General features: G+C 73.6%; 16 protein-coding genes. 10 read left to right on the plus strand and 6 right to left on the minus strand.

What is annotated here, in order from left to right:
* Positions 1-128: 128 nt before the first annotated feature.
* From IEZ06_RS28335 to pdhA, 3 genes are read right to left on the minus strand one after another with little or no spacing between them, the layout of a single operon-like run.
* Positions 129-1,643, minus strand: coding sequence for a dihydrolipoamide acetyltransferase family protein (locus tag IEZ06_RS28335; protein ID WP_189239738.1), 1,515 nt, complete (start codon positions 1,641-1,643; stop codon positions 129-131).
* Positions 1,644-1,654: 11 nt separating this feature from the next.
* Positions 1,655-2,635, minus strand: a complete 981-nt coding sequence (locus IEZ06_RS28340; RefSeq protein WP_189239739.1) for an alpha-ketoacid dehydrogenase subunit beta — start codon at positions 2,633-2,635, stop codon at positions 1,655-1,657.
* Positions 2,632-3,750, minus strand: coding sequence for a pyruvate dehydrogenase (acetyl-transferring) E1 component subunit alpha (gene pdhA / locus IEZ06_RS28345; protein WP_189239740.1), 1,119 nt, complete (start codon positions 3,748-3,750; stop codon positions 2,632-2,634). Before pdhA ends, IEZ06_RS28340 begins: the two co-directional genes overlap by 4 nt.
* Before the next feature lie 415 nt (positions 3,751-4,165).
* On the opposite strand from pdhA, the gene purS reads away from it, so the two are divergent.
* The 4 genes from purS (at position 4,166) to purL (ending at position 8,232) form a co-directional block, all read left to right on the plus strand.
* On the plus strand, positions 4,166-4,411 hold the full coding sequence (gene purS / locus IEZ06_RS28350; RefSeq protein ID WP_189239741.1) for a phosphoribosylformylglycinamidine synthase subunit PurS: 246 nt from the start codon (positions 4,166-4,168) through the stop codon (positions 4,409-4,411).
* A 186-nt stretch (positions 4,412-4,597) separates the two neighbouring features.
* A complete protein-coding gene (locus tag IEZ06_RS28355; RefSeq protein WP_229798806.1) occupies positions 4,598-5,020 on the plus strand; it encodes an ATP-binding protein in 423 nt (140 codons plus the stop codon).
* 264 nt (positions 5,021-5,284) lie between these two features.
* Positions 5,285-5,968, plus strand: coding sequence for a phosphoribosylformylglycinamidine synthase subunit PurQ (gene purQ / locus IEZ06_RS28360; RefSeq protein WP_068902827.1), 684 nt, complete (start codon positions 5,285-5,287; stop codon positions 5,966-5,968).
* Positions 5,965-8,232 carry a phosphoribosylformylglycinamidine synthase subunit PurL gene (gene purL, locus IEZ06_RS28365; RefSeq protein ID WP_189239743.1) on the plus strand — a complete coding sequence of 756 codons (2,268 nt, stop codon included), beginning with the start codon at positions 5,965-5,967 and terminating at the stop codon, positions 8,230-8,232. The genes purQ and purL overlap by 4 nt, the downstream gene beginning before the upstream one ends.
* 107 nt (positions 8,233-8,339) lie before the next feature.
* Here purL and IEZ06_RS28370 read toward each other — a convergent pair whose 3' ends face one another.
* Positions 8,340-8,918 (minus strand): Uma2 family endonuclease, encoded by a 579-nt coding sequence (locus IEZ06_RS28370; protein ID WP_189239744.1) that lies wholly within the window; start codon positions 8,916-8,918, stop codon positions 8,340-8,342.
* A 372-nt stretch (positions 8,919-9,290) separates the two neighbouring features.
* Here IEZ06_RS28370 and IEZ06_RS28375 point away from each other — a divergent pair, with 372 nt between their 5' ends.
* The 4 genes from IEZ06_RS28375 to IEZ06_RS28390 all read left to right on the plus strand — a co-directional run bounded on the left by IEZ06_RS28375 (position 9,291) and on the right by IEZ06_RS28390 (position 14,802).
* Positions 9,291-11,366, plus strand: coding sequence for an adenylate/guanylate cyclase domain-containing protein (locus IEZ06_RS28375; RefSeq protein WP_229798808.1), 2,076 nt, complete (start codon positions 9,291-9,293; stop codon positions 11,364-11,366).
* 151 nt (positions 11,367-11,517) lie between these two features.
* The gene (locus IEZ06_RS28380) at positions 11,518-12,201 is read left to right on the plus strand and encodes a Crp/Fnr family transcriptional regulator (protein WP_189239745.1); all 684 of its coding nucleotides are present in this window, start codon (positions 11,518-11,520) and stop codon (positions 12,199-12,201) included.
* A 55-nt stretch (positions 12,202-12,256) separates the two neighbouring features.
* Positions 12,257-13,741 (plus strand): MFS transporter, encoded by a 1,485-nt coding sequence (locus IEZ06_RS28385; RefSeq protein WP_189239746.1) that lies wholly within the window; start codon positions 12,257-12,259, stop codon positions 13,739-13,741.
* Positions 13,742-13,935: 194 nt separating this feature from the next.
* Positions 13,936-14,802 (plus strand): AraC family transcriptional regulator, encoded by an 867-nt coding sequence (locus tag IEZ06_RS28390; RefSeq protein ID WP_189239747.1) that lies wholly within the window; start codon positions 13,936-13,938, stop codon positions 14,800-14,802.
* 154 nt (positions 14,803-14,956) lie between these two features.
* Here IEZ06_RS28390 and IEZ06_RS28395 read toward each other — a convergent pair whose 3' ends face one another.
* Positions 14,957-17,050: a PhoX family protein gene (locus IEZ06_RS28395; protein ID WP_229798810.1), complete on the minus strand. Its 2,094-nt coding sequence runs from the start codon at positions 17,048-17,050 to the stop codon at positions 14,957-14,959.
* A 236-nt stretch (positions 17,051-17,286) separates the two neighbouring features.
* Here IEZ06_RS28395 and IEZ06_RS28400 point away from each other — a divergent pair, with 236 nt between their 5' ends.
* Complete coding sequence (locus tag IEZ06_RS28400; protein ID WP_229798818.1) at positions 17,287-17,742, plus strand: sterol carrier family protein; 456 nt, start codon at positions 17,287-17,289, stop codon at positions 17,740-17,742.
* A gap of 69 nt (positions 17,743-17,811) precedes the next feature.
* Here the strand turns inward: IEZ06_RS28400 and IEZ06_RS28405 are convergent, their stop codons facing one another.
* Positions 17,812-18,162 carry a hypothetical protein gene (locus tag IEZ06_RS28405; protein WP_189239750.1) on the minus strand — a complete coding sequence of 117 codons (351 nt, stop codon included), beginning with the start codon at positions 18,160-18,162 and terminating at the stop codon, positions 17,812-17,814.
* Positions 18,163-18,902: 740 nt separating this feature from the next.
* Here IEZ06_RS28405 and purF point away from each other — a divergent pair.
* Positions 18,903-20,339, plus strand: coding sequence for an amidophosphoribosyltransferase (purF, locus tag IEZ06_RS28410; RefSeq protein WP_068902809.1), 1,437 nt, complete (start codon positions 18,903-18,905; stop codon positions 20,337-20,339).
* The last annotated feature ends 26 nt before the right edge of the window (positions 20,340-20,365 follow it).

Below are 20,365 nucleotides of genomic sequence, written 5' to 3' on the forward strand. Positions count from 1 at the left end.
CCAGCGTACGGCGGGCCCCGCCGACGCACGGCGGGGCCCGCCGGTCTCCGGCCGTCCGGCTCCGGCCTCGAGGGTTCGGGTCCGGCCCTCCGAAGCCCGGACCCGGACCCGGCCTCGGCCGCGCGGCCTCAGCCCCAGGCGAGCATGCGCAGCGGGTCCTCCAGCATGGCGCCGATGTCGCGCAGGAACAGCGAGCCCAGCTCGCCGTCCACCACCCGGTGGTCGAAGGAGAGCGCGAGCGTGCACACCTTGCGCACCGCGATCTGCCCGTCCACCACCCACGGCATGTCCCTGACCTGGCCGAGGGCCAGGATCGCGGACTCACCCGGGTTGAGGATCGGCGTCCCGGCGTCCACCCCGAACACGCCCACGTTGGTGATCGTGATCGTGCCGCCCGCCATGTCCGCCGGCTGGGTGCGGCCGGCCCGCGCGGTCTCGGCCAGCTCCGTCAGGGCCGCCGCCAGCTCCGGCAGCGACAGGGAGTGGGCGTCCTTGACGTTGGGCACGAGCAGGCCGCGGGGGGTAGCGGCGGCGATGCCGAGGTTCACCCGGTGCTTGACCACGATCTCCTGCGCCGCCTCGTCCCACGCCGAGTTGACCATCGGATGGCGGCGGACCGCGACGAGCAGCGCCTTGGCGACCAGGAGCAGCGGCGAGACCCTGACCCCGGCGAAGTCGTCGAGGGCGCGGAGCCGCCCGACCGCCTCCATGGTCCCGGTCATGTCCACCTGGAGGAACTCGGTGACGTGCGGGGCGGTGAACGCCGAGGCCACCATGGCCTGGGCGGTCGCCTTCCGCACGCCCTTGACCGGGATCCGCTCCTCGTCCGCCGCCCCGGCCCGCGCCGCCGGCCGTACGGGCGCGGCCGCCGCCGCGTGCACGTCCTCCCGGGTGATCGAGCCCTGCGGCCCGGTCCCGGTGAGCGCGGCCAGGTCGATCCCGAGGTCCTTGGCGAGCTTGCGCACCGGGGGCTTGGCCAGCACCGTCACACGTCCCGCCGCGGCCCGCGGACCGGTCTCGGCGGTCGCCGGGCCCGGCACGCCGCTCGGCCCCGCGCCCGGCGCCGCGGCCTGCGGAGCCGGCCCGGCGGCCGGTCGGTCCGGCACGGCGCGCTGCGCGACCGGCGCGGCGGACGGAGCCGGTGCGGCGCTCTGCGGGCCCGAGGCGGCGCTCTGCGGGCCCGGCGCGGCGGGCGGCTGCTTGCGGGGGCGGCGCTTGGCCGCCCCCGGCTTGACCCCGTAGCCGACCAGGACGGGCTGGCGCTTCTCCCCGCCCTCCGCGGCGGTCCCGTTCCGGCCCGCCTCCCCGGGGACCGCCGGGGAGGCCGGGACGGCCGGGACCATGTCGTCGGCCAGCGCCGCCCGGCCTGCGGGGGCGTCCGCCGGGGGCGGCAGGGCCGGGGCCGGGGAGCCGTCGTCGACCGCGATGATGGGCCTGCCCACGTCGACGGTCTCGCCCTCCTCCGCCAGCAGGGCGGCGACCACGCCCTCGAACGGGCAGGGCAGCTCGACGACCGCCTTGGCGGTCTCGATCTCCACGATGGTCTGGTTCACCTTGACCGGGTCGCCGGCCTTCACGTGCCAGCGGACGATCTCCGCCTCGGTCAGGCCCTCACCCACGTCGGGGAGCTTGAACTCCTTCACCGTCCCCCCTCTCAGAACGCGAACGCGCGGTCGACCGCGTCGAGGACCCGGTCCAGGTCCGGCAGGTAGTGGTCCTCCAGCCGGGAGGGCGGGTAGGGCGTGGACGGCCCGCCCACGCGCAGCACCGGCGCCTCCAGGTGGTAGAAGCACTCCTCGGTGACCCGGGCGGCCAGCTCGGCGCCGTAGCCGTTGAAGACGGGCGCCTCGTGCACCACGACGCACCGCCCGGTGCGCCGTACCGACTCCACGACCGCGGGCAGGTCCAGCGGGTTGAGCGAGCGCAGGTCCACGACCTCCAGCGAGCGGCCGTCCTCCTGGGCGGCCGCGGCCACCTCCAGGCAGGTCTTCACCATCGGCCCGTAGGCCAGCAGCGTGACGTCCGCGCCGGGCCGTACGACGCGGGCCCGGTCGAGGGGGAGCCAGTCCGCCGAGCCGGAGGTGTCGACCTCGGCCTTGTCCCAGTAGCGGCGCTTGGGCTCGAAGAAGACGACCGGGTCGTCGCACCGGATCGCCTGCTGGATCATCGCGTAGGCGTCCGCCGGGTTGGAGCAGGTCACTACGCGCAGGCCGGCGGTGTGCGTGAAGTACGCCTCAGGGGACTCGCTGTGGTGCTCCACCGCGCCGATGCCGCCGCCGCAGGGGATACGGACCACGACGGGGAGCCTGAGCTTGCCCAGGGAGCGCATCGGCATCTTGGCGAGCTGGGTGATGATCTGGTCGGCGGCGGGGAAGACGAACCCGTCGAACTGGATCTCGCAGACCGGCCGGTAGCCCCGGAGCGCGAGGCCGATGGCCGTGCCGATGATGCCGGACTCGGCCAGGGGGGTGTCGATGACCCGCTGCTCGCCGAAGTCCTTCTGCAGGCCGTCGGTGACGCGGAACACGCCCCCGAGCTTGCCCACGTCCTCGCCCATGACGAGGACCTTGGGGTCGTCCTCCATCGCCTTGCGCATGCCCTCGTTCAGGGCCTTGGCCATGGTGAGCGTCGTCATCCCTCGACCCCCTCGTTCTCGAATCCGGCGAGGTAGGCGGCGAACTCGGCGCGCTCGGCCTCGATCAGCCGGTGCGGCTCGGCGTAGACGTGCTCGAACATCTCCATCGGCCCGGGGTCCGGCAGCTGCAGGCAGCGCCTGCGCACGTCCTTGCCGAGCTCGTCGGCCTCGGCGTCGACCCCGTCGAAGAACGCCTGGTCGGCGAGGCGGTTGCGGACCAGGTAGGCCTTGACCCGCTCGATCGGGTCCTTGAGCTTCCAGGCCTCCAGCTCGTCGGCCAGCCGGTAGCGGGTCGGGTCGTCGGAGGTGGTGTGCGCGCCCATCCGGTAGGTGTAGGCCTCGATCAGCACCGGGCCCTGCCCGGAGCGGGCGTCGGCCAGCGCCTTGCGGGTGACCGCCAGGCAGGCGAACACGTCGTTGCCGTCCACCCGGACGCCGGGGAAGCCGAACCCGCTGGCCCGGCGGTAGAGCGGGATGCGCGACTGCTTCTCCAGCGGCTCGGAGATGGCCCACTGGTTGTTCTGGCAGAAGAACACCACCGGCGCGTTGAACACCGACGCCCAGATGAACGACTCGTTCACGTCGCCCTGGGAGGTGGCGCCGTCGCCGAAGTAGACGATCGAGGCCGCGCCGTCCTCGCCGACGGCCCCGTCGCGCTGGATGCCCATGGCGTAGCCGACCGCGTGCAGGGTCTGGCTGCCGATCACGATCGTGTAGAGGTGGAAGTTGTGCTCGGCGGGGTCCCAGCCGCCGTGGTTGACCCCCCGGAACAGGCCGAGGAGGTTGACCGGGTCCACCCCGCGGCACCAGGCCACGCCGTGCTCCCGGTAGGTCGGGAAGGCCATGTCCGCGCCGGTCAGGGCCCGGCCGGAGCCGATCTGCGCGGCCTCCTGGCCGAGCAGCGAGGCCCACAGGCCCAGTTCGCCCTGGCGTTGCAGGGCGACGGCCTCCAGGTCGATCCGGCGCACCATGACCAGGTCGCGGTAGAGGCCGCGGATCTCCTCGGGTGTCAGGTCGATGTCGTAGTCGGGGTGCTCGACCCGCTCCCCCTCCGGGGTCAGCAACTGGACGAGCTCGGGGGGTGCCTGGGCACCGCGAGAGGCGTCGGCTGTCACGTGCCGCTCCTGTGTGCTCGGGGCCGTCCGAGCGGGGTCGCCGCTCGTGTCCGGCCGGTTAGCGACGCATCGGATCCGGTCGATGGTGGTTCGTCTGCGCTTGTGGACATCGTGGCAGACGTCACATACCTGCGCGCAAGCCCTGCTCCGGCCTCCATACGGTCCCCGTTCCCCTCCGGCCCCCTTTACACCCGTGCGGAGCGGGTGCCCTTCGCACCGGGGCGGAGCGCGCGCCCGGCCCTCCCGGGACCGCCGCGCCACCGGCCCCGCCTCACCGGTCGGCCCGGGACCACCGTGGCTCCGAGCCCCGGACCGCCGGTCGGCCCGAGCCCGGGCGGACCCGGCGACGGGCCGCCGGCGGGGACCGTTACGCTTGAGGCGCCCAACCGACCCCGCTGCACCCTGGAGGAACACCGTGGCGCGCGTCATCGTCGACGTCATGCTGAAGCCCGAGATTCTCGACGCCCAGGGGCAGGCCATCGCCCGGGCGCTCCCGCGGCTCGGCTTCTCCGGCGTCTCCGCGGTACGGCAGGGCAAGCGGTTCGAGGTGGAGCTCGACGGCCCGGCCGACGAGGCCGCCCTTTCGGACGTCCGCAAGATGGCCGAGACCCTGCTGGCCAACACCGTGATCGAGGACTACAAGGTCACCGTCGAAGAGTAATCAGCCGGATATAGCCAGCAAAATCCCTGCATGCCGGTTAAATCCATCCCTGGGGGCATCCCACACCACGTCCTGACTAACAGTGGATAACATCACAGTTATTTTGCGGTTAGCCCGGATTCCCCAGGGAAACCTTCACTGGGTGACGTCTGGCCCGGGAGGGATCCGGTGGATTTCGAGTTCTCATTGGCTCTGCCAAGAGAGGCCGTCGGCATTCCGATGGTCCGCAGGATCCTCGGCGACTCCCTGGCCTTCCGCGGTGTGACGAGGAGTTGCGTCTCCGACATCCTGCTCGCGGTCACCGAGGCGTGCACCAACGCCGTGCGCCACGGCGGCCCGGACAACCGCTACGAGGTCGAGGCCGCCATCGGCCCCGACCGTTGCGACGTACGCATCACCGACAGGGGCCGCGGCCTCGTCCGGATGCCGGACCACTACCCGCCGAACGACATCGAGAACGGCCGCGGCATCCTGATCATGCAGTCCGTGGTGGACGAGATCTCCTTCGACATCGCCCCCGGCCGCGGCACCACCGTGCACCTGCGCAAGCGGCTCCGCCGCCACGACGGCCCCGCTCCCGCGCGCCCCCGCGAGCTGGCCGCCGTCTGACCGCCTCCGGCCGCGACGGTCCCGCTCCCGCGAGCCGGCCGCCGTCTGAGCGCCTCCGGCCGCGCCCGTCCCGCCCCGCGGCGCCGCGGACCCCGTGATCGGGATTCCCGGCCGCGGGCAGGTCACCTCCGGATCCGGGGCCCGGGCCGCAGACCTCGTTGTGAGCTCTCCCCGGAGAGCGGATAGCCTGGGCGCACCGCCGCAGACCGCCGTCCGATGTGTGAGACGTCGGCGCGGCGCTCGTTTGTGGAGGGGAACGCTGTCATGAGTGCTGCCCGCGTGGGCGTCGTCACTTTTCCCGGGACTCTTGACGATCAGGACGCGGCCCGTGCCGTGCGCCATGCGGGGGGCGAAGCCGTCCCGCTGTGGCACGCCGACCCCGATCTCAAGGGGGTGGACGCGGTCTTCCTGCCCGGCGGGTTCTCCTACGGGGACTACCTCCGGTGCGGGGCGATCTCCAGGTTCGCGCCGCTGATGGAGGAGCTGATCCCCGCCGCCAGGGCCGGGCTCCCCGTCCTGGGGACCTGCAACGGCTTCCAGATCCTCTGCGAGGCCCACCTGCTGCCCGGCGCGCTGATGCGCAACGCCGGGCTTCACTATGTCTGCCGCGACCAGGGCATCCGGGTCGAGAACACCGCCACCCCCTGGACCTCGGACTTCACCGAGGGCCAGGAGATCGTGCTGCCGGTCAAGCACGGCGAGGGCCGCTACGTCGCCGACCCGGCGACCCTCGCGGCGATCGAGGCGGGCGGCCAGGTCGTCTTCCGCTACACCGGGGGCAACCCCAACGGCTCCCTGAACGACATCGCCGGCATCCGCAACGAGGCCGGCAACATCGTCGGCCTGATGCCCCACCCCGAGCACGCCGTCGAGGACCTGACCGGCGCCCCGAGCACGGACGGCCGCGCCTTCTTCACCTCGATCCTCAAGAAGCTGGTGAACGCGTGAACCGTGACGTGAACCTCGACACCGTCAAGCGCGCCGCGGACACCCCCGACGAGCGCCAGCCGTACGCCGAGCTGGGCATGAAGCCCGACGAGTACGACCGGGTCAAGGAGATCCTCGGCCGCCGGCCGACCAGCTCCGAGCTGGCCATCTACAGCGTCATGTGGAGCGAGCACTGCTCCTACAAGTCCTCCAAGGTGCACCTGCGGCAGTTCGGCACCAAGGCCCCGCAGTCCGACGCGCTCCTGGTCGGCATGGGCGAGAACGCCGGCGTCGTGGACATCGGCGACGGCTGGGCGGCCACCTTCAAGATCGAGTCCCACAACCACCCGTCCTACGTCGAGCCGCACCAGGGCGCGGCCACCGGCGTCGGCGGCATCGTCCGCGACATCATGTCGATGGGCGCGCGGCCGATCGCGGTCATGGACGCCCTGCGCTTCGGCGGCGCCGACCAGGCCGACACCCGCCGGGTGCTGCCCGGCGTGGTGGAGGGCATCAGCCACTACGGCAACTGCCTGGGCCTGCCCAACATCGGCGGCGAGGTCGTCTTCGACCCCTGCTACATCGGCAACCCGCTGGTCAACGCCCTGTGCGTGGGCCTGCTCCGCAAGGACCAGATCAAGCTGGCCATCGCGCCGGGCGCGGGCAACAAGGTCGTGCTCTTCGGCGCGCTGACCGGCCCCGACGGCATCGGCGGCGCGTCGGTGCTGGCGAGCGCCACCTTCGAGGACGAGTCCCAGGCCAAGCGCCCCAGCGTGCAGGTCGGCGACCCGTTCATGGAGAAGCTGCTGATCGAGTGCTGCCTGGAGCTCTACCAGGCCGACGTGGTCGTCGGCATCCAGGACCTCGGCGCGGCCGGCGTCTCCTGCGCCACGACCGAGCTCGCGGCCAAGGGCACCGGCGGCATGGACGTCAGGCTGGACCTCGTCCCGCTGCGCGACCCGTCGCTGCGGCCCGAGGAGATCCTGATGAGCGAGTCGCAGGAGCGCATGATGGCGGTCGTCGCCCCCGACGACATCGACGCCTTCATGGCGATCTGCGCCAAGTGGGACATCCCCGCGACCGTGATCGGCGAGGTCACCGACTCCGGCCGCCTGGTCATGACCTGGCACGGCGAGACCATCGTGGACATCCCGCCGGGCACCGCGGCCGACGAGGGCCCGGTCTACGAGCGGCCCTTCCACGAGCCGGCCGGGCAGGCCGCGCTCAACGCCTCCTCGCCCGAGGAGCTGCCGCGCCCCGAGGACCTGCGCGCCGCGCTGCTGCAGCTGCTCGGCTCGCCGAACCTGGCCTCCAAGGAGTGGGTGACCTCCCAGTACGACCGGTACGTCCGGGGCAACACCGTGCTGGCCCAGCCCGCCGACGCCGGGGTGCTGCGGATCAGCGAGGCCATGCCCGGCGCCGAGGAGACCACCCGCGGCATCGCGCTGGCCACCGACGGCAACGGCCGCTACGCCCGGCTGGACCCCTACGCCGGGGCGCAGCTCGCCCTCGCCGAGGCCTACCGGAACGTCGCCGTGACCGGCGCCGTCCCGCTCGCGGTCACCAACTGCCTCAACTTCGGCTCCCCCGAGGACCCCGAGGTCATGTGGCAGTTCTCCGAGGCCGTGCGCGGCCTGGCCGACGCCTGCAAGACCCTGGGCGTCCCGGTGACCGGCGGCAACGTCTCGTTCTACAACCAGACGGGCTCCACCGCGATCCACCCGACCCCGGTCGTGGGCGTGCTGGGCGTGATCGAGGACGTGGCCGAGCGGGTGCGCAGCGGCTTCACCGGCACCGGCGAGAAGGTCGTCCTGCTCGGCGAGACCAGCGCGGAGTTCGGCGGCTCGGAGTGGGCGCACGTCGCCCACGGCCACCTGGGCGGCCTCCCGCCCGCAGTGGACCTGGAGGCCGAGCGCGCCCTGGGGCGGGTGCTCACCGAGGCCGCCTCGCGGGGCCTGCTCACCGGCTCCCACGACCTGTCCGACGGCGGCCTGGCCATCGCCCTGGCCGAGGCGTGCCTGGCCCAGGGCATCGGCTGCACGGTCTCGCTCACGGGCGACGACGCGTTCGTCGACCTGTTCAGCGAGTCGGCCTCCCGCGCGCTGGTGACCGTCCGGCCGGAGTCCTTCGAGGCCTTCGCCGAGCTGTGCGCCACCCACGAGGTGCCCTGCTACGGCTTGGGCACCACCGGCGGCGCCTCGCTGGTCGTCGAGGGCGTCCTGGACATCCCGGTCGCCGAGCTCAGGGAGACGCACACGGGCACGCTCCCGGCCATCTTCGGCTGATCACGCACGGCGGAGGGGTACGGCCCGCGTGGGCCGTACCCCTCCGTCTTCCCGCGGGACGATGCCCGGTCAGACGGACGTCCCCGCCCGCGACCGCGCCGGAAGGCTCAGGAGAGCAGTTCCCGCATCGTGACGGTGACGGGGAAGGGCACCGTGAGCCGGAGTTTCTCCCGCTCGATGGCGGTCGGCACGTAGGCGCCGGTGGTGTCGTCCAGCTCGTACACGTGTACGGCGGGGCGGCTGTCCTCGTTCTCGATCCGCCAGAAGTGGCGGATACCGGCCTGCGCGTACCGCTCCGGCTTGACCCTCCGGTCGCGCTCCTCCGAGTCGGGTGAGACCACCTCGACCGCGAGGACGACCTCCTCGGGCCGGTAGGTCGTGCGCTCCAGCCCCGTCCCGGGGGGTTCCCGGACGACCATGACGTCCGGCTCCGGCCGCTGACGCCGCCCCAGCGTGACCGTCATCTCCCGCACCACGTCGAGGCCTTCCGGTGCCGCCGACCGCAGCACTCGGGTGAGGTTGTCGATGACCCTCATGTGGAACTTGGTCTGCGGGGACATCACGATGAGGGCTCCATCGACGAGTTCGAGGCGGCGCGGCGCTTCGGGGGGGAGCCGGTCGAGATCCTCCGCGACCCAGCCGTCGGCCGGCGGGTAGAACCAGGAAGGCAGCACTTCAGCGGTCATCTCGTCCCCCTCCGAATCCGTTGTCACTTCAGGGTTCACCTCCGTCCGTCTCAGGTCTTTCCACGGATTCCTCTCCCGCCCACCTTCTCATTCCCGGCGAACGATTACATTCATCCGCCGCCGGGTCGCGGGCCGCCGGTCGCATCCGGTACGGACGCTTACCGGCGGGGGTCCGGCGGGGTTTCCGCAGGGGTCCCGTGAGGTTTCCGCGGGGTCCCCGCACCGGGTTTCCGCGCGGTGGTCTCCGGGAGCGGAAAGGCGTTGGCGGCACCGGCGGTGCGCCTGGATAATCGGGGCGTTCGGGGGAACCCGCCCACGGGGCGGGGCGGACACCACAGGGGTCGCAGGACCCCGATGAATACGGAGGCCACTGTGCCGACGCACGACTCGACGGCCGCGCCGGAGACCGGCAGCGCCGGGCCCGAGCCGTACCTCCCTCCGGCGACCCAGCCGGTCCGCACGGTGGTCTGGGTGATGCACCTGGCCCTGCCGATGCTCGGGCTCTGGCTGCTGCTCGCCCAGCCCCATCTCAACGCCAGGTGGCAGGACAACCCCGCCCACTTCTGGCTGATCAACGCCGTGGCCGGGATCAGCCTGGTCCTGGGCGCGCTGGTCAGCCGGTCCGCCGCCCGGCGCGCGGACGCCCGGCTGCTCCTGGTCTCGCTGGTCTTCCTGGGCAGCGCCGGCTTCTTCTTCGTGCACGGCCTGACCACCCCGAAGGTCGTCCTCGACGGGCCGAGCCACGGGTTCGACCTGTCCCACCCGGTCGGCCTCCTGGTCGCCGCGGCCTTCGCGTTCGCCTCGGCGCTGCCGCTGGGCGAACGGGCGGCCGGGGCCGTGCTCCGGTCGCGCAACCTGCTGCGCGGCGCGCTCGCCGCGCTGGTCGTCGGCTGGGGGGCGGCCTGCCTGGTGCCGGGCCTCACCCCGCTGAGCGCCAGGCCGCCCGCGCACGGCGCGGATCTAGGCGGGGCCGAACTGCTCGCCGTCGCCCTGTACGGCGCCGCCGCGGTGATGGTGTTCCGGCTGCACCGCAGACGCCCCGCGGCGATGCTGATCAGCCTGGTCACCGCCTACGCCCTGCTCGCCGAGGCGGTGGTCGCGGGGATGTCCCACCACAACTGGCACCTGTCCTGGTGGCTCTGGCACGTGCTGCTCACCCTCGCCTTCGCCTTCGTCGCCTACAGCGCCCACCTGCAGTTCCGGCGGGAGGGCTCCGGCGCCGGGCTGTTCGACTCGGTCGCGCTGAGCGCGACCGTCCGCAGGATGCGCGGCGAGTACACCCAGGCGCTGGAGGAGCTCGTCACCCACCTGCGCCGCCGGGAGGACGGCAGGGCGGGCGACGGGACCGGTGCCGGGGTCCCGGTCGCGACCAGGCTCGCGGGCAAGTTCGGGCTCACCGAGGCGCAGGCCGCCGTGCTCGACCGGGCGGGCGAGGCGCTGGCCACCGAGCGCGAGCTGTCCGGACGGCTGGCCGCCCTGGTGGACCTGGGCAACCGGGCCCGGGTGGGCCTGCCCGAGGCGGAGCTGCTCTCCCACGCGATGGAGCGGGTACGGCAGGCGTACGGCGACGTGCGCATCAGCCTGGTCGCGGACGGGCGGGTCACGGTCGGCTCCGCGGAGTACACCGAACGGGACTTCCCCGGCGGCGGGCCGATCCGGCGCGGCGGCGCGGTCCTGCACCCGCTGACCGTCAAGGGCCGCCTCGCCGGGGCGCTGGCGGTCCCGGTGGGCCTGACCTCGCAGGACGAGGCGCTCGCGGCGACCCTGGCCGCGCAGCTCTCGATCTCCCTGGAGAACGCCCGGCTCTACCGGGAGCTGGAGGGGCTCTTCCGCAACTACATGTCCCCGGACGTGGCGCAGGCGCTGCTGGCCGACCCGCGCCGGGCCGAGCTGGGCGGCGAGCTGGTCGAGCTGACCGCGCTCTTCGCCGACCTGAAGGGCTTCACGAGCTTCTCCGAGCGGGTCGCGCCCGGGGAGATCGTCGACATGCTGAACCGCTACCACGGCGTGGCCGTACCGATCGTGCTCGCAGGCGGCGGCACGATCGTGCAGTTCGTCGGCGACGCGATGCTGGCGCTGTTCAACGCCCCGGCCCGGCAGCCCGACCACGCCCGGGCCGCGGCCCGGGCGGCGCTGGCCATGCAGGAGGCAGCCGAGGAGATCGCCGCCGGCACGCCCGGCTACCCCCGGTTCAGGATCGGGATCAACACCGGGCCCGCGCTCGTCGGCAACATCGGCAGCCCCCAGCTGCGCGGGTTCAACGCGATGGGCGACTGCGTGAACGTGGCCGCCCGGCTGGAGGGCGTGGCCGAACCCGGTACCGTCGTGATCGGCCAGAGCACCCTCGACCGGATCGGCCCCGGGGCGAAGGTCCAGCCGCTGGGCGGGCTGAGCCTCAAGGGCAAGGAGCATCCCGTGCACGCCTACGTCCTGTCCGGGCTGACCTGATCCGGCCGGAGCGGGAGCCCGTGCCGCACCGCGGGACCGCCGCACCGGACCGCACCTCGCCGGAGCACACCCCGCCGGAACGACCGGCGCCGCACGCCGCCGTACCGGCCCGCCACCCCGTGTCGACCAGCATCCCCTCCAGGAGGCACCCGTGAGCCCGTCCCCCTCCCCGTCCGTGTCCGAACCGGGCGAGTTCCTCTCCCTGCTCACCCCCGAGGAGACCGCCGGGCTGCGCGCGGCCGGGCGGCCCCGGAGGTGGGACCGGGGCACGACGCTGATGGCCGAGGGCGACGCGTCCGACTGGGTGCTCGTGCTGACGTCCGGCCGGGTCAAGATCTCCTCGCACACATCCTCCGGCACCGAGGTCGTCCTCGCCGTGCGCGGGCCCGGCGCGCTGCTCGGCGAGTTCTCGGCCATCGACGGCCTGCCGAGGTCGGCCACGGTCACCGCGCTGGAGCCGGTCGAGGGCATCGCGGTCCGCGACTTCCCGGCGTTCCTGCGCGAGCACGGCCGGGTCGCCGTACTGCTCCTGCAGACGGTGACCGGCCGGGTGCGCGACGCCGACCGCAAGCGGATCGAGTACGGCGCGTTCGACACCGCCGGCCGGGTCGCCACCCGGCTCCTGGAACTGGCCGAGCGGTACGGCGAGCAGGCGGGCGGCGCGGTCCGGGTGGCGCTGCCGCTCTCCCAGGACGAGCTGGCCGGCTGGACGGGTTCCTCCCGCGAGGCGGTCAGCAAGGCCCTGCGCTCACTCCGGGACCGGGGGCTGATCGAGACCGGCCGCCGCCGCGTGGTCATCCACGACATGGAGGGGCTGCGCAGGCGCGCGAGGTGACCGGTCGCACGACCCGGGACAAAACGGACGTACAGTGTGCGTCAGACTGGTCGGCATGGTCGCGATCCCCCAGGACCTTCCCGGCTCGCCCGAATACTCCGCCAGGCTCCGCTACGCCTGGCGCGTCTGCTCGGTCACGAGTCTCGGGCTGGTGCTGATCGGCGTCTCCGGCAGCACCCTGAACGTCGCCCTCCCGGCGGTGGTCCGGCACTTCCGGGCCGACGCCTTCGCCTCCGGCTGGATCCTGCTCTCGTTCATGCTCGTCAACACGGCGACCCTGGTGTTCTTCGGCAGGGTGGCCGACCTCCTCGGCCGCCGGGAGGTCTACCTCGCCGGATTCGCCCTCTTCACCGCCGCCTCGCTGCTCGCGGGGCTCTCCCCCGGCGTCTGGTTCCTGATCGCGATGCGGGTGCTCCAGGCGGTCGGCGCGGCGATGATCCTGGCCAACGGGACCGTGATCATCACCGACGCCTTCCCGCCCGACCGGCTCAGCCAGGGCATGGGCGTCTACATCGGCACGCTCTCGGTGGCCCAGCTCGCCGGCCCCACCGTGGGAGGGCTGGTCGCCGAGACGGCCGGCTGGCAGTGGATCTTCTGGGTGAACGTGCCGGCCGGGCTGGTCGCCTTCGGCTGGGGCGCGTTCACCCTGCGCAAGGCCGACCGCGACCCGCACGGCCCCCGGGAGCCGGTGGACGCGGCGGGCAACCTGGTGGTCTTCGCGCTGCTGTCCGCCGCGCTCGTCGCGCTCTCCGAGGCGGGCTCGCGCGGCCCGGGCAGCCCGGTCGTGATCACCGGCGCGGTGGTCGCGGCGCTCCTGGTCCCGGTCCTCGTCGCCGTGGAGCGCCGCGCCTCCCATCCCGTGCTCGACGTGCGCCTGTTCGGCGAGCGCGTGCTGGCCTTCGCCAACCTCGCCTCGTTCTGCAACGCGCTGGCCCGCTCGGCGCTGATCCTGCTGGTCGCCCTCTACTTCCAGGCGGCCAGGGGCGTCGACGCCGTCACCGCCGCCCTGGGCGTGCTCCCGGTCCCGATCGGCATGGCCCTCGCCTCCCCGCTCGCGGGCGCCCTCGGCCGCCGGGTCTCCCCCTACGCGCTCTCGGTCGGCGGCTCCCTGTTCAGCGCCTCCGGGCTCGGGATCCTGCTGCTCAACACCGCGCCTGCCACGCCGTACTGGGTCGTCGGCGCGGGGCTGTTCCTGTGCGGCTGCGGCAGCGGGACGTTCCTCACCGGGAACACCACCCAGGTCATGAAGGCCCTGCCGCCCGGGAGCCTCGGCGTGGTGAACGGCTTCCGCCTCATGATCATGAACGTGGGGATCGTGCTCAGCGTCGCCGTCACGCTGAGCGTGCTCACCGGCTCGGTCAGTCCGCGGCTGCGCGACCAGGTCTACGCGGGCACGCTCTCCCGCGTCTCCCCGGTCGCCGTGGAGCAGCTCATGGACGGCTTCCAGAAGACGTACGGCGTGCTGTTCGCCGTCGCCCTGACCGGCGCCCTGCTGGCCGCCCTGGCCCGGAACCCCCGGGAGGGGTCCCCCGCCCGGTGAGCGCCCCGGCGGGGCGTCCGCCGCGGGGGCGGCCCGCCGTATCGTCCGTACCGGCGCGTCGTCCGTACGGGCGCCGTACCACGAGCGCGTCGTCCGTACGGGCGCCGTACCCGACCGGATCGGGCCCGCAGATGTCGGGTCCGATCCGGCCGCCCCCGCCTAGCGTGGCGTACGTAAGGGAAGGAGGTCCGGGAGTGCTGGAGCGGCTCAACCAGGCCATGGAGTACATCGAGGGCCACCTCGACCAGCCGATCGAGGCAGCCGAGCTGGCGCGGATCGCCGCCACCTCGGAGTACCACTTCCGGCGGCTGTTCTCCGCGCTGGCGGGTCTGCCGCTCTCGGAGTACATCCGCCGCAGGCGGCTCACCGTGGCGGGCGCCGAGGTGCTCGCCGGGCAGGAGACGCTGCTCGACATCGCGGTGCGCTACGGCTACGGCTCGGGGGAGGCGTTCGCCCGCGCGTTCCGCGCCCTGCACGGCGTCGGCCCCGGCGAGGCCAGGCGGTGCGGTGCGGCGCTGTACTCCCAGCCCCGGATGTCCTTCCGTCTCGTCGTCGAAGGGAGCAGCGGCATGCGATACAAGATCGTGGAGAAGGAAGAGTTCCGCCTGGTGGGCAGGAAGGCGCGGGTCCCCCTCGTCCACGAGGGGATGAACCCGGCGATCGTCGAGTTCACCCGGAACCTCGGGCAGGAGGCCCTGGCGCGCATCGCGGCCCTGTCGGACCAGGAGCCGGAGGGCCTCGTCAACGCGGCCCACGACATCGCCGAGCCGCGCGAGGAGGGCAGCGAGCTCGACTACTACTGCGCCGCGGTGACGGGCGGCGAGGCGCCCGAGGGCATGGACGTCCTGGAGGTCCCGGCGGGCACCTGGGCGGTCTTCGAGGCCTCCGGCCCGTTCCCGCAGACGGTGCAGTACCTGTGGCGGGACGTGTACACCCAGTGGTTCCCCTCCAACCCGTACCTGAGCCGGCCGGGCCCGCAGATCACCCGCACGGTGATCTCGCCGGACGGCGAGAAGGCGGACGCCGAGCTCTGGATCCCCGTGGAGCGGACCACCGGCTGACCGGGCGGCGGACCGGTGGCCCCGCACCGCCTTTCACGGAGTGCGGCCGCCGGACGTCCCCGGGCCCCGACGCGGCCCGCCGTACCCGTGCGGCGACCGCACGCGCGCCCGCCGTACCCGGTCCCGGAGGCCGGGTACGGCGGGCGCGCCGGCGTCAGGAGCCGATCTTCTTGCCCCGGGTGTGCCAGGCCACGGCGACCGACGGGCGGGGCTGGCTCTCGCCGCCGTCGGGCCAGTGGCTGGCGGGGGTCTCGGGCGAGGCGCCGTCGACCTCGCCCGGGTGCTGCACCGCGACGAAGACGCTGCGCTGGTCCGCGGTGATGAACGGGCCGCAGGTCTCCGCACCGATCGGCACGGTGAGGAACTGCCGCAGGTGGCCGCGCTCGGAGCCGGTGACCGGCATGACGAACAGGCCGTCGTTGGAGCCGAGGGCGTTGCCGTCCGTGGAGATCCACAGGTTGCCGTCGCGGTCGAAGGCGACGTTGTCCGGGCAGGAGATCGGCGAGACCTTGCTCTTGTCGAACCCGGCGAAGTACGTCGAGGCGTCGGCCGGGTCGCCGCAGACCAGCGGGAGGGACCAGCCGAAGGTCGTGGCCGCGGCGTCGTCGCGGCGCTCGGTGATCTCCAGCACGTGGCCGTGCTTGTTGGCGGGGCGCGGGTTGGCCTCGTCCACCTGGGCCGGGGTCCGGTTGGAGTTGTTGGTCAGCGCCAGGTAGACACCGCCGGTGACGGGGTTGCGCTCGATGTCCTCGGGACGGTCCATCTTGGTCGCGCCGGCCTTGTCGGCGGCCAGGCGGGTGAAGACCAGGACCTCCGCGGCGGTCATGCCCGGCACGTGGGAGACGTTCCCGGTGACCAGCGGGATCCACTCGCCCGAACCGTCGAACCGCCCGTCGGCGGGGAGCTTCCCGGAGCCGTCGATCTCGGCGGCGGGGCTGTCGCCGGTGAACCTGGCGACGTACAGCGTGCCCTCGTCGAGCAGGGTGCGGTTGTGCCGGTCGAAGCCGGGGATGTAGCGCTTCTTCGAGACGAACTTGTAGACGTACTCGAAGCGGGAGTCGTCGCCCATGTAGGCCACGACCCGGCCGTCCCTGGCGAGGGTGGTGGTGGCGCCCTCGTGGGCGAAGCGGCCCAGGGCGGTGCGCTTGACCGGGGTGGAGTCGGGGTCGAACGGGTCGATCTCCACGATCCAGCCGAAGCGGTTGGCCTCGTGCGGGTGCCTGGACAGGTCGAAGCGCTCCTCGACCCGCTCCCAGCCGCGCCCGCTGGGCGCGGTCGAGGCGGTGTCGATGCCGTACCGCTTGAGCCCGGCCTTCTGGTCCTCGGGGGCGCCGCCGCCCTTGGCGAAGTACTGGTTGAAGTTCTCCTCGGCGGTCAGCACGGTGCCCCACGGGGTGGTGCCGCCCGCGCAGTTGTTCAGCATGCCGAGGACGGTGGTGCCCTTCGGGTCGGCGGCGGTCTTCAGCAGGTCGCTGCCCGCCGCCGGGCCGGTGAAGCGCATGGGGGTCTGCGCGGTGATGCGCCGGTTGTAGCGGCGGCGGCCCCGGGTGACCAGCTTCCACCGGCCGCTGTTCCCGGCCCGCTCGATCTCGACCACCGAACCGCCGTGCGCGGCCAGGCCGATCCTGATCTGCTCCTCGGTCGCGGCGTCCCCGCCGGCGTAGCCGCGGAACATGAGTGCCTCGTCGGAGTACTCGTGGTTCACCCAGAGCAGGCCGCGGTGGCCGCCCATCGGGAAGAACGTCACGAAGTCGCAGTTGTAGCCGAACTGCCCGGCCTGCGCCTCGGCGGTCTGGTTCTCGTAGTCGAACTCCGGGGCGCCGGGCAGGACCGGGTCGCCCCAGCGCACGACGGGGGCCGACTCGTAGCCCTCGGGGACCGTGATGCGGTCCTCCCGGTTCGGCGCGACGGCCGCGAAGCGCAGGCCGCCCCGGCCGCCGTTCCCGTGGCCGTGCCCGCGGCCGAGACCCTGGGCCTCCGCCCCGGGGTCGGCGGCGGCGGGTGCGGCTCCCGCCACGCCGAGCGCCCCCGCCCCGGCCGCGACGGCGCCGAGCGCCCCCGCCCGGAGCATGCCGCGGCGGGACAGGACCGAGGTGACCACGTCGCCGAAGTACGTGTTGTCGCCGGTGTTCGGGACATCGTGCGCGCAGGCGTTGCCGCAGCGGAATTCGCAGGTCAGCGCGGAGCGCCCGCTCTTGTGCGGGCTGTTGAGCAGCGGGAGCGTTCGGCGCGGCGACGGGTTCGCCACAGGGGCCTCCAAGGTTGTGCACAGGCGTTTCCGAGCGGGGACGCTACGGGCGCCAGCCGAACCCGAGGTGAACGAGGTTTGCCCGGGTGATGAACCGTTCGTCATCGATGTCCGGGCGGTCCCCGCCGTCCGGGCGGACCGGCCACCGGGCGGGTGATCCAGTCGTCCGGGCGGGCCGACCGCAGCCCGGGTGACCCGCCGTCCGGGCGGACCGGCCACCGGGGCGGGCGGGCATGATGGGAGGCGTGCCACCTCACAAGCCCGACCCCGAGAGGGTCCGCACCGCCCTGGACGCCCAGCTGACCGCCCTGGACGAGCCCCCCTACGACGGGCCGGAGGGCCTCGGCGCCCTGCTGGGCGCGTGCGCGGCGGCGGTCATGCGCGCCTACGAGCGGGAGGTCCGGCCGGAGCGGGAGGCCGCGCGGCTGGCCGTACGGCACCTGCTGGACCGACTCGCCGCGGCGGCCCCGGGGCGGACCGTCGAGGTGCGGGTCCCGCCGCACGCCGCCGTGCAGTGCGTGGAGGGCCCCCGGCACACGCGGGGCACCCCGCCGAACGTGGTGGAGACGGACGCCCGGACCTGGCTGGAGCTGGCCACCGGCCGTTTGACCTGGGCCGACGCGACGGCGGCGGGCCGCGTCTCGGCGAGCGGGGCCCGCGCGGACCTCTCGGACCACCTGCCGGTCGCCTGAGCGCGCCCGCCGGTCCTCCGCCCGCACGCCGAGGGGTCCCGGACGCCCGTACCCGGCCGGGACGCCCGCTCAGGGCACATCGATCCGCACGCCGAACCGCTCCTCCAGGCAGCGTTCCTGGAGGTCCGGGGGCAGGTCCATGCAGGCGCCCGCCCGGCTGAAGAACCAGGCGACGAGCGCCGCGGCGACGACCAGCGTCAGGACGCTCAGGCCGATGCCCACCCAGGCCCGTCCCCGGTTGGAGTCCTTGGCGATCGCGACGAAACCGACGATCAGGCCGGCGACCGCCGTCAGCGTTCCCAGTCCGCAGGCGAACAGCAGGAAGAGGCTGACGATTCCGAGCACGAGCGCGGCGGTGCCGACGCCCCCGCCCCGCCCGGCCGCGGGACGGCCGCCGGGGGGAGGCGCCGGATACTGCACCGGACCTCCCGGATATGTGGGACCGCCCGGCCAGGGCGCCTGCGGCGAGCCCGGCGGGGCGGAGGAGTACGGCCCGCCCGCGGGCGGCGCCTGATATGGAGATCCGCCTGACGGCGGAGCGGAGGGGGCGTACGGGTGCGCTCCGGTGGGCGCCCCCGGCGGGCCGCCGTACGGGCCGCCGGTCCCCCCGGCCGGCGGTCCGCCGTACGGGCCCTCGGGCCTTTCGGCGCGCGGGCCGCCGTGCGGGTCGCCGGACCCTTCGGCGCGCGGGCCGCCGTGCGGATCGCCCGGTGCCGGCGCGGACGGCAGGTCCGGTGGGAAGTCCTCGCCCACCGGCTCGGTGGCCCGGGACGGGACGGGTGACAGACCCGGAGGAGGGGTCGGCGGCTCGTACCGCGACGGCCCCGAGGCGCCCGCCCCGATGGAGGGCGGGGGGCTCTGGGGCGGTTCCGGCTCGGCCCGGAGCGGCTCCGGCACCTCCGGCGCCTCCGGCACGTCCGGATGCGCCGGCCTCGGCTCCCCCGGCTCGCGCCGCGGTTCGGGCTGGTCTGGGTCCACAGGTGTCGTCACGTCCGCTCTCCCGACGCGTAGAGATGCCGGAGACCCCACTTTCTCCCGGCCTCCGCCGACGGTGCGGACCGGCGCGGCAAACCGCGGACGATCCTTCGGTCAGGGTGTGGCAAGCCGGAGAGGCGGCCCCGGGGTACGAGCAGCCGGAAGGCCGACCTAGACTGAGGCACGTGCTGAAGGGCGACGGCCATCTGAGCCATGACCTTGACCCCCATGACCGACCCCCGAAAGACGCCTGCGGTGTCTTCGGCGTATGGGCCCCCGGGGAGGAAGTCTCCAAACTCACCTACTACGGGCTGTACGCGCTGCAACACCGCGGACAGGAATCCGCCGGCATCGCGGTCAGCGAAGGCAGCCGCATCCTCGTCTACAAGGACATGGGCCTGGTGGCCCAGGTCTTCGACGAGTCGGTGCTGGGCACCCTCCGCGGCCACCTGGCCATCGGCCACTGCCGCTACTCGACCACCGGGTCGAGCGTCTGGGAGAACGCCCAGCCGACGCTGAGCTCCACCGACGGCGGCGGGCTCGCGCTCGCGCACAACGGCAACCTGATCAACACCCGGGAGCTGGCCGAGCGCCTGGCCCCGGGCACCACCAGGGCGACCACCGACACCGAGGTGCTGGCCGCGCTGCTGGCCCAGGACCGCAGCCAGCCCGTCGAGGACGCGGCGGCCGAGCTGCTCCCCCAGGTGAAGGGCGCCTACTCCCTCGTCTTCATGGACGAGAAGACGCTCTACGCCGCCCGCGACCCGCAGGGCATCCGCCCGCTGGTCCTCGGCCGCCTGGAGCGCGGCTGGGCGGTCGCCTCCGAGACCGCCGCCCTCGACATCGTGGGCGCCACCTTCGTCCGGGAGATCGAGCCGGGCGAGCTCCTGACCATCGACGAGCGCGGCGTGCGGTCCCGCAGGTTCGCGCTGGCCGAGCCCAAGGGCTGCCTGTTCGAGTACGTCTACCTGGCCCGCCCCGACACCACCATCGCCGGGCGCGGCGTGCAGACGACCCGCGTCGAGGTCGGCCGCGTGCTCGCCCGCGAGCACCCGGTCGAGGCCGACCTGGTCATCCCCACCCCCGAGTCCGGGACCCCGGCCGCCGTCGGTTACGCCGAGGAGAGCGGGATCCCGTACGGCCAGGGCCTGGTGAAGAACTCCTACGTCGGCCGGACCTTCATCCAGCCGTCCCAGACGATCCGCCAGCTGGGCATCCGGCTCAAGCTGAACCCGCTGAAGGAGGTCGTCGCCGGCAAGCGCCTGGTCGTCGTGGACGACTCGATCGTGCGGGGCAACACCCAGCGGGCCATCGTCAAGATGCTGCGGGAGGCGGGCGCGCGCGAGGTCCACGTCCGGATCTCCTCTCCCCCGGTCGCCTGGCCGTGCTTCTACGGCATCGACTTCGCCACCAGGGCCGAGCTGATCGCCGGCTCGCTCAGCGTGGAGGAGATCCGCGACTCCCTCGGCGCCGACTCCCTCGGCTACATCTCGCTGGAGGGCCTGACCGAGGCCACCACGATCCCCTCCGAGCGGCTCTGCCGGGCCTGCTTCACCGGGGAGTACCCCATCGCCGTCGACCGCGACAACGTGGGCAAGTACGTCCTGGAGGCCAAGGCGTGAGCGCACGCACCGGGGACGTGCCGCGC

It is taken from the genome of Planomonospora antibiotica, assembly GCF_014647955.1.
GTDB classification, from domain to species: domain Bacteria; phylum Actinomycetota; class Actinomycetes; order Streptosporangiales; family Streptosporangiaceae; genus Planomonospora; species Planomonospora parontospora.

What these genes read in the sequence shown, in the direction of transcription:
- IEZ06_RS28340 (WP_189239739.1), bottom strand. Translation starts at nt 2,635, where the DNA reads ATGACGACGCTCACCATGGCCAAGGCCCTGAACGAGGGCATGCGCAAG.
- purQ (WP_068902827.1), top strand. Translation starts at nt 5,285, where the DNA reads ATGAGTGCTGCCCGCGTGGGCGTCGTCACTTTTCCCGGGACTCTTGAC.
- IEZ06_RS28370 (WP_189239744.1), bottom strand. Translation starts at nt 8,918, where the DNA reads ATGACCGCTGAAGTGCTGCCTTCCTGGTTCTACCCGCCGGCCGACGGC.
- IEZ06_RS28385 (WP_189239746.1), top strand. Translation starts at nt 12,257, where the DNA reads ATGGTCGCGATCCCCCAGGACCTTCCCGGCTCGCCCGAATACTCCGCC.
- IEZ06_RS28400 (WP_229798818.1), top strand. Translation starts at nt 17,287, where the DNA reads ATGGGAGGCGTGCCACCTCACAAGCCCGACCCCGAGAGGGTCCGCACC.